This window comes from Eggerthella sp. 1_3_56FAA (assembly GCF_000185625.1).
Lineage (GTDB): Bacteria > Actinomycetota > Coriobacteriia > Coriobacteriales > Eggerthellaceae > Eggerthella > Eggerthella lenta.
In genome coordinates this window covers 648,038-654,748 of record NZ_GL622579.1, presented here as the reverse complement: position 1 = coordinate 654,748, position 6,711 = coordinate 648,038, and the positions used below count along the sequence as shown (strand labels likewise).

Sequence of the window (6,711 nt, the reverse complement as noted above, 5' to 3'; positions counted from 1 at the left end):
GCGCGTCGAGGGCCGCGACGAGGCCGCGCGCGTGGCCGACGAGACCGGCATGGCCGGAGGAGGCGCCGACTGATGCAGTTCGCTACCGACATCGCCGCCTACACGTGCATCTGCTGCCCGCTGGGCTGCCGTATAGAGGTCGCGCTCGACGAGAACGGGCAGGTGAGCGAGGTTTCCGGCTATACCTGCAAGCGCGGGGCCGACTACGCGGCGCAGGAGGCCGTCGCCCCCGAGCGCATGGTGACCGCCGTGCTGTGCGTGTCCGGCTGCCTGGAGCCGGTCAGCGTGAAGACGCAGCGTCCCGTGCCGAAAGCCGCTATGAAGGACGTGCTGGCCGCCGTCGCCGCGCTGCGGCTCGACGCGCCGGTCGCGGCCGGAGACGTGCTGATCGAGGACGTATGCGGCACCGGCGTGGCCGTCGTCGCCACGAAAAGCGTATGCTGAGCGAACGCGACCCCCGTCGGGCCGTTGTCGATGGGAAGGGCTTCCGATATGAACGATGAATCCGAGCGGATCGAGCAAGGATCCCATCCGGAGCGCGAGGAGGGAAACGGCGCCCGCACGGCCGCTACGGCTCTGGTCGCCTTCGGCACGCTCGTGCTGCTGTTCGCCGCGGCCGTGGTGGTGTTCCTGCTGATCGCGGAGTTGACGCGCGGCCAATGGATGCTGGCCGGCAGCGCCGTCGTCGTGCTGGCGTTCCTGCTGTGGCTGGGCAACCGCCTCGTCCACGTGGCCGCCAACCAGAACAAGAACCCCTTGGGCTAAGAGGTTGCCGCGCGCGGGTGTCGGCCTCGACGAGGCGGCGCTGAGGTTGCAGCCGGCGTTCGGCGGCGCGGACTCAGCGGCGAGCACGGTTTCACGAACCCATATGCGGCAAAATCGGGGTTTTGGCAGTTTTCGCGCCCTTCGCCGAACAGCTTCCAAGCAAACCCCCAGTTCACGGTTTGCCGAAACGGGAACATGGTCGTCATGGGCACCTCGAGACTGCCAAACCCCCGGTTTTGCCGCACGTTGGACCCGAAGTTCGCGCTGCCGGGTCTTCTCGCATGCCTTACAACGCAGAAGGAGTAATGCGGCGGGCGGCGGGAACCGGGGATGCTTCGCTTCCCGCCGTCCATGACGTCTATTTGCGCTTGCCGCCTCTGCTGCGCTGCTGGGCGAGGCTGGCGCGATGAGCGCGGCCCGGACGGAGATCGGGACCGCCCTTCTTCGCCGAAGACTGCGCGGGGCGCGCGCCTCCGGACGCGGGCTTGCCGCTGCGCTGGCCGGGCTGCCCTTGCTTCGCGTTCGCCCGGCCCGGCTGCTGGCGGTTCGGCTGGGCGCCCTTCGACGCGACGGGCTTCTTCGGCGCCTTGCGCTTCGGGGCGTTTTTCGGCGCGTCTTCGGCCTGCGCCTGCTCGCGGGCCTTGGCCTTCTTGCGCTCGCGCGCGGCCATCTCCTTGGCGGCCTGCTTGATCTCGGGGTCGCGGCGCGCGTCGGCGCGGGCGGCCTTGCCCGCGGCCTCTTCGGCGGCCTGCTCGGCATCGAACGAAGGCACCTCCATCTCGGGAATGGGGCGCTTGATGAGCTTCTCGATGTCGCGAAGCGCGTCGGCCGTCTCGGGGCTTACGAACGACACGGCGAAGCCCGCGGCGCCCGCTCGACCCGTGCGGCCGATGCGGTGGACGTAATCCTCGGGCTGGGTGGGCAGGTCATAGTTCACGACGTAGTCCACTTCCTCCACGTCGATGCCGCGCGCCAGCACGTCGGTTGCCACGAGCACGCCCGTCTTGCCGGCGGCGAAGTTGTCGAGCGCGCGGCGGCGCTGCGCCTGGCTGCGGTCGGAGTGGATAGCCTCGGCGGTGTAGCCCGCGCGCTTGAGGCGGCGGCACGTGGAATCGGCGCGGCTGCGCGTGCGGGCGAACACGATGACGCGGTCGGAGCCCTTCTCGGCCAGCACGGCCTTGAGCAGCGCCGGCTTGAGGGTCTGCGCCACGTGGACGATGTACTGCTCTACGGTGTCGGCCGTCTCGCCCTTGTGGGCGATCTCGACGAACGCCGGGTCGTGCAGCAGCTTGCCCACGCTGTTCTTGATGGACGCGTCGATGGTGGCCGAGAACAGCAGCGTCTGGCGCGAGGCGGGCGTGGCGCCGATGATCTTCTTCATGGCCGGCCAGAAGCCCATGTCCAGCATGCGGTCGGCCTCGTCCAGCACGAGCACCTCCACGTCGCCGAGGCGCACGGCGCCCTGTTCCATGAGGTCGACCAGGCGGCCCGGCGTGGCGATGAGGATGTCCACGCCGTGCTTGAGCTTGTTGATCTGCGGGGTGTAGGACAGGCCGCCCACCACGGTGAGGATGCGGTGATGCGTGGAGGCGGCGATGGCGGTGCACACCTCGCCGATCTGCTGGGCCAGCTCGCGCGTGGGGGTGACCACGAGCATGAGCGGGCCCTGCCCGCCCTTGGCATGGCCCAGGCGGTCGAGCGAGGGCAGCGAGAAGGCCGCGGTCTTGCCGGTGCCGGTCTTGGCGGCGGCGATGAGGTCGCGCCCTTCGAGCGCGAGAGGGATGGCCTGCTCCTGGACGGGCGTGGGCGCTTCGTAGCCCAGGCGCGCGACGGCTTCAAGAGCCTGGTCGGACAGGCCGAGTTCGTTGAATTGCTTCATTTGTCTCTGTTTTCTGTGTCGGTGCGGCACGGGTGCCGCTGATTGCAGGTGCGGGGTCGATCCGCCGCGTCATGCATTTCGGAAGATCGAGGCGCAACCGAGCGAACGTCGGGCGCCGAACAACCAGTATACGCTCATCGGTCGACCTCCGGTCCGATGAGCGCATAATGCACAAACCTGGTACCAAGCCGACGCGAAACCCCGTCTGCGCCCTTAGCGGATGTGGGCGGGCTTCTTTCCCCAGTAGAAGTGCAGCAGGTGCTTGCGGTAGCGCGGGTCGTCGGGGTTCTTCGGCGCGGCTATCAGGCGCAGCGTGGCGTTCGCGATGTCCTCGGCGGCGTTCGGGTGGCGCAGGAAGCTGCCGTTGATCAGCATGGCGTGGGCGCTTTCGGGGTTGCGCGCCACGTGGCGCAGCGTGTCCAGCAGCTCGCGCGCCGTGGTCACGTGCATGGCGGCGCCCAGCGAGGTGAGCATCTGCACGTTCACCTTCTCCTGGCCGTACGCTTTGCCCAGAAGGATCATCGGGACCTGCGCGCACAGGCACTCGGTAACCGTGAGGCCTCCCGACTTGCAGATGACCAGGTCGCTGGCCGCCATGAGCGCAGCCATGTCGTCCACGTAGTCGAGTACGGTGGCGTTGGAGAGCCCCAGATCGTCGCATTCCTGGCGCAGGTGGCGCGCGTAGTCGGCGTCGCTTCCGGCCACGAACACGAAGTGCAGCGTGTCGTCGAAGCCGTGCAGGTAGGGCAGCAGCTTGTCCAGCGCGGTGCGGAAGTGCACGTAGGGGCGGGGCAGGTACGCGCCCGCCAAGGCCAGCACGATGCGCCTATCCTGGGGCAGCTCCAACTGCTCGCGCACGGAGGGGCGGTCGTAGGCGCGGCGGAAATCGTCGCGCGTGGGGATGCCGGTGATGAGGATGCTCTCCTCGGGCACCTTGCGCGGGCGCAGCGTCTCGGCCATCGACTCGTTCGCGACGCAGAACAGATCGGCGGCCTTGTGCGGCCAGAGGCCCTCGGTCTCGTAGTCGGTGGGAACGCACACGATGGGGTAGTGCTGGCCGGTCAGCATGCGCGCCGCCACGGCCACGTTGGCGGCGGTGATGTGCGTGCACACGATGGCCAGCGGCTGCCTGTCGCGCACGTAGTCGGTGAACTTCGAGTACATGAGGTGCGACCAGATGGAGCCGCCGCCCCACAGAAGCCGTCCGGTGAGCGTGAAGCGCCAGGTGAGGTCGTAGATGGGACGCGTGGCGCCCGTGAACAGCGACGCAGCGTTGTTTCCGTCGAACACGATGCGGCCGTAATCCAGCACGTCGATCACCTCGATGTCGAGGTCGTCGGGGATGGGAGGCTGGCCGTCCGTCCGCTCGCCGTCCGCGTCGCGCATGAGCTCGAACGCCTGCGCGACGGCGTAGGCAGCGCTGCGGTGGCCGGAGCCCACCGATGCGTGCATCACGATGACCAGGGGCTTCTTCAGCTCGTCTTCGGGAGGCGCGAGCGCGCCGTCGTCGGCGTCCGCCAGCTCGATAGAGGCGGGTTCGTTTTCCGGCGCGAGCGGGCGCGCAGTGTTCTCGTCGGTGTCCATGTCATAATCATACCGCAAACGGGCGGCGTTCGGTGCGAGCGTGCGGGGCGCCCATCGCATCGCCGCATCTGGGAGCGGCTCGACGGCGATGCGCGGGAGCGGGTTGATCCGGCAGGCTCTCCGGCGTCCGACGTTCGCCGGCTCGCCCACGCGGCGGCGGGTCCGATGAAGCGCGAACATGTCGATTGCGGCACATGTTGGCACACGAAAGACGCAGGCAAAGAAAAAGGCCGGAAGCGATGAGCTTCCGGCCTGGCATTTCGTGGTGCCCCCAACGGGAATCGAACCCGTGTCTCAGCCTTGAAAGGGCCGCGTCCTGACCTCTAGACTATGGGGACGGCTTGCGCGATTCCTAGCTGGAAAAGCAGCCTGAACATTATTACAAAGCGAGCGCGTCATTGCAAGCGTTTTTTTCGAAAGCGAGCGGACGCGCCTTGCGGCAGCAGGTTGGGCAGCTGCGATACCGCCACGCCCAGCATGATGACGGCTATTCCGGCCGTCTGAAGCGCGTCCACGGGTTCGGACAGGACGAGCACCGATATCGCTATTCCGCATGGCAGCTCCGACGATGCCATGATGGTGGACAGCCCCGCCGAGAGGTGCGGCGTTCCGATGCCGAACAGCACCACGGGCACGAACAGCCCGAATACGCCCAGGATCAGCCCGTACTTCCAAATGCCGGCCTGCAGCGCGCCGCTTGAGAAGTAGTCGGGGCACACGGCGAAGCCGAGGATGCACGCGCCCAGGCACACGACGAGTCCGCGCTCGATTGGCGGCAGGTCGCAGCCGACGCGCGCCGACAGGAACATGAACGTCGCGCAGCTGACGGCCGACAGCAGCGCGCAGAGGATGCCGAGCGGGTCGAGATGACCCACCGTGTTCGAGAACAGGCCGCTCGCCAAGAGGGTGCCTCCGAGGATGACGGCCGCCGCGACGATTTCAGCGAGGCGGGGTTTGCGACGGGTGGCGACCACCTGGAATACGATGCCGATCCAGGTGAATTGGAACAGCAGCGTGATGGCCACGGACACGGGCAGCATGGTGAGCGCGAAGTTGTACAGCACGCAGGTGGTGCATGTGGCGAGGCCCAGCCCCAGCAAGGACAGCACGCGCTTGGGCGACAGCGGTACAGGGCGCTTGCCGAGGACGGTCAGCGCGGCCAAGGCGACGGCGAACAGCAGCGCGCCGAAGAACGCCTGGCTGGCGGCGGTTTGGGTCCACGAGAACCCCTCGGCGAGCGCGCATTTGATCGTGGCGGCCATCACGCCGTAGCTGGCGCCGCCGAGGAACACGACGGCGGAGTATTTCAAGGTGTTCTTCTGCATGGCGGCCATTGTAGCGCACGCCCGCGCGGCGGGCGAGTACAATAGGCGGCATGCCTTTTCAACATCACATACTCGACCATGCGGGCGACGTGCTGGACGCCGCCCGCGCATATCTGGAATCGTGGCTGGCGGCGGGTCTCGCGCCCGTGCTGCTGGTTCCCAGTCCCGCCGCTGCCGACCGCGTGCGCCGCGCGCTCGCGGAGGGGCCGTGCGCGCTGGGAGCGCGCGTGGAGACGCCTATGATGTGGGTGCGCGACAGGTGGGATCTGTTCGGCGACGGGCGCCGCATCGTGTCGTCGTTCGATCGCGCATTGCTCGTGCGCCGCGCCTGCTTGGAGACCGAACGGACGGCGCTTGAAGCCACGCCGGGCGTCGTCGGCCTGCTCGCGCGCTTGGCGCGCGAGGCGTTGCCGCATCTGACGGCGCCGGTCGCCGCAAACGCCGGTCTGAGCGCGGCCGAGCGCGATGCGCTCATGGTGCTCGAGCGTTACGCGGAGCTTCTGCAGGAGGCGGGGTGCTGCGAATCGTCGCAGGCGGCGGCTCTGCTTCCCGAGGCTATGGAGGCGCCCGCGCCCCTTGTGCTGGCCGGGTTCGACGACCTTGACTGCGCTGAGGAGCGGATGACGGCCGCGCTCGCGCAGCGGACCGACGTCGTTCGCCTCGATGACGGCTGCCGCGCCCCGTCGGGTGCCGACGGGCGCGCCTCCGAGCTGCAAGGGCTGTTGGAGCGTCTGTTCAAGCCCGCGATGCCCGAGCCTCTGCGCCCGACGGGGCGGGTGCGCTTCTTGCTTCCGGCGGGACGCTACGCCGCGCCGACCCTCGTGGCGAGCACGGTGGCGCAGGCCGTGGCCGACGAGCGCCTCCGCGCGGTCGAGGAGGGGCGCGATCCGCTGCCCGTTGCGGTGACTGCCCGCGATCCTCGCGCGTTGTTCGACGACGTTGCGGGCGCGCTGCTCGAAGCGGGCGCCGCCTCGGCCGTGAGTGCGAGCCGGGCGTTCGCCGACACCGCGTTCGGACGCGCGTTTCTCGCTCTGCACGCGTTCGCCTGCGGCGCATGGAGCATCGCGCAGGCGTCCGACTTCGCGCTCGGACCGTTCTCGGGCATCGGGATCCGAACGGCCTGCGAGCTGGATGCCGCGTGGCGCGGGGACCGCACGG

General features: G+C 68.7%; 5 protein-coding genes, 1 tRNA gene and 1 pseudogene. 3 read left to right on the top strand and 4 right to left on the bottom strand.

Annotated elements, in window-relative coordinates; translation table 11 throughout:
• The first annotated feature begins 72 nt into the window (after nt 1-72).
• Together HMPREF1023_RS15630 and HMPREF1023_RS02840 are read left to right on the top strand one after the other, a co-directional pair.
• Nucleotides 73-444 carry a DUF1667 domain-containing protein gene (locus HMPREF1023_RS15630; protein WP_009304639.1) on the top strand — a complete coding sequence of 124 codons (372 nt, stop codon included), beginning with the start codon at nt 73-75 and terminating at the stop codon, nt 442-444.
• A 48-nt stretch (nt 445-492) separates the two neighbouring features.
• On the top strand, nt 493-765 hold the full coding sequence (locus HMPREF1023_RS02840) for a hypothetical protein (protein WP_009304638.1): 273 nt from the start codon (nt 493-495) through the stop codon (nt 763-765).
• Nucleotides 766-1,123: 358 nt separating this feature from the next.
• On the opposite strand, the gene HMPREF1023_RS02835 is transcribed toward HMPREF1023_RS02840, so the two are convergent.
• The 4 genes from HMPREF1023_RS02835 to HMPREF1023_RS02820 all read right to left on the bottom strand — a co-directional run bounded on the left by HMPREF1023_RS02835 (nt 1,124) and on the right by HMPREF1023_RS02820 (nt 5,553).
• Nucleotides 1,124-2,644, bottom strand: coding sequence for a DEAD/DEAH box helicase (locus HMPREF1023_RS02835; protein ID WP_009608372.1), 1,521 nt, complete (start codon nt 2,642-2,644; stop codon nt 1,124-1,126).
• Between the two features lie 213 nt (nt 2,645-2,857).
• A complete protein-coding gene (locus HMPREF1023_RS02830; RefSeq protein WP_009608374.1) occupies nt 2,858-4,228 on the bottom strand; it encodes a glycosyltransferase in 1,371 nt (456 codons plus the stop codon).
• A 263-nt stretch (nt 4,229-4,491) separates the two neighbouring features.
• Nucleotides 4,492-4,566 (bottom strand) — tRNA-Glu (locus HMPREF1023_RS02825).
• 57 nt (nt 4,567-4,623) lie between these two features.
• A complete protein-coding gene (locus HMPREF1023_RS02820; RefSeq protein ID WP_226844467.1) occupies nt 4,624-5,553 on the bottom strand; it encodes a DMT family transporter in 930 nt (309 codons plus the stop codon).
• A gap of 50 nt (nt 5,554-5,603) precedes the next feature.
• On the opposite strand from HMPREF1023_RS02820, the pseudogene HMPREF1023_RS02815 reads away from it, so the two are divergent.
• Nucleotides 5,604-6,711: pseudogene (locus tag HMPREF1023_RS02815) on the top strand (PD-(D/E)XK nuclease family protein); the annotation flags it as partial.

Coding starts and splice junctions, on each gene's coding strand:
- HMPREF1023_RS15630 (WP_009304639.1), top strand. CDS start 73: ATGCAGTTCGCTACCGACATCGCCGCCTACACGTGCATCTGCTGCCCG.
- HMPREF1023_RS02840 (WP_009304638.1), top strand. CDS start 493: ATGAACGATGAATCCGAGCGGATCGAGCAAGGATCCCATCCGGAGCGC.
- HMPREF1023_RS02835 (WP_009608372.1), bottom strand. CDS start 2,644: ATGAAGCAATTCAACGAACTCGGCCTGTCCGACCAGGCTCTTGAAGCC.
- HMPREF1023_RS02830 (WP_009608374.1), bottom strand. CDS start 4,228: ATGGACACCGACGAGAACACTGCGCGCCCGCTCGCGCCGGAAAACGAA.
- HMPREF1023_RS02820 (WP_226844467.1), bottom strand. CDS start 5,553: ATGCAGAAGAACACCTTGAAATACTCCGCCGTCGTGTTCCTCGGCGGC.